Origin of the sequence: Povalibacter sp., assembly GCF_036735925.1 — a bacterium.
In the GTDB taxonomy this organism is placed as follows: domain Bacteria; phylum Pseudomonadota; class Gammaproteobacteria; order Steroidobacterales; family Steroidobacteraceae; genus Steroidobacter.
The window spans coordinates 17,286-18,625 of record NZ_DAINNK010000058.1 but is presented as its reverse complement, the minus strand read 5'-3'; the positions used below and the strand labels follow the sequence as shown (position 1 = coordinate 18,625).

Below are 1,340 nucleotides of genomic sequence, written 5' to 3'. Positions count from 1 at the left end.
CACATCTCGCGCATCGAAGAGCTCGCGCGCAGTCAGGGCATGCGCTACGACCGCGTCGAATTCGAAGTGGTCCCGGAAAGCTTCATGACCGAGATCGCGATCTACGGTCTGCCGGTACGCATGCCGCACTGGTCGTTCGGCGTGCGCTACATCTACCAGCTCATCCAGCACCGCATGGGACTGTCGAAGCTGTTCGAAGTCGTCTTCCCCGGCAATCCCGGTCGCGCCTATCTCGCCAAGAGCAACAGCTACGCCGAGAACGTGCTGGTCACGGCGCACGTGCTCGGGCACGCGGATTTCTCCACCAACAACCTGCTGTTCCGGCGCAGTCAGCAGCAGGTCGGCGAGCACATCGTCGAACAGGCCGCCGCGCATGCGCGCCAGATCGGCGTGGCGATCCAGGAACACGGGCTGGAGAAAGTCGAGTCGGTACTCGATGCGGCGCTGTCGCTCGAACAGCACATCGACATCGATCAGGGCGTGCGCCGGGAACGCTATCCCGAACTGCTGCCCGAACCGTCACAGGCACCCGACAGCGAATTCGCGCGACGCTTCGCCGCGCTCGGACCGGACACCGCGCGTCCGAAGCCGACCGCCACCTCGAAGCGCGCACCGATTCCGCCGCATCCCGAAAAGGACCTGCTCTGGTTCATCGCGAACTACGCGCCCGAACTCGAACCCTGGGAACGCGACATCTTCCTCGCCGTGCGCGAAGAGTCGTTCTATTTCTATCCCGTGTTCGCCTGCCAGATCATGAACGAAGGCTGGGCGTCGTTCTGGCATGCGCGGCTGCTGCGCGAGGCGGATTTCCTGCCGCAGTCAGCGTATGTCGACGCCATCAAGTGTCATTCCGACGTCGTGCGGCCGACGGCGAGCGGCGAGAACGTCGCGCTGCAGACCAATCCCTATCACCTGGGATTTTCGATCTGGGAAAAGATCGTCGAGGAGCGCGGCCTGGAAGGCGCACGCAAGATCATGTGCGAAGACGACGACTTCGCCTTCATCCGCAATCACCTCACCGCGGATCTCGCCAAGGAACTGAAGCTGTTCCATTTCAAGGGCCCGTCGAACGGCACGATGACGGTCCAGGAAACCGACCTGCCCCTGCTGCACGACGCGCTGCTGGCGCCGAAATACGGCTTCGGCGCGCCGACCGTCAGCGCCGCGCGCATCCACGTCGATGGCAAACTGGAACTGGTGCACGATCACATGACCGATGGACGCGGTCTCGATCCCGAACGCGGCCGCAAAGTGCTCGAATACATCGCCCGCGTGTGGCGCCGGCCGGTGACGATCACTACGGTGGATAACGACAAGCGAACGGTGGAACTTGCGGTGTC

General features: G+C 63.4%; 1 protein-coding gene. It reads left to right on the top strand.

The window, feature by feature from the left end:
• Positions 1-1,340, top strand: a 1,340-nt coding sequence (locus tag V7D81_RS16585; RefSeq protein WP_324318269.1) for a SpoVR family protein, incomplete at both ends; no start/stop codon positions are given.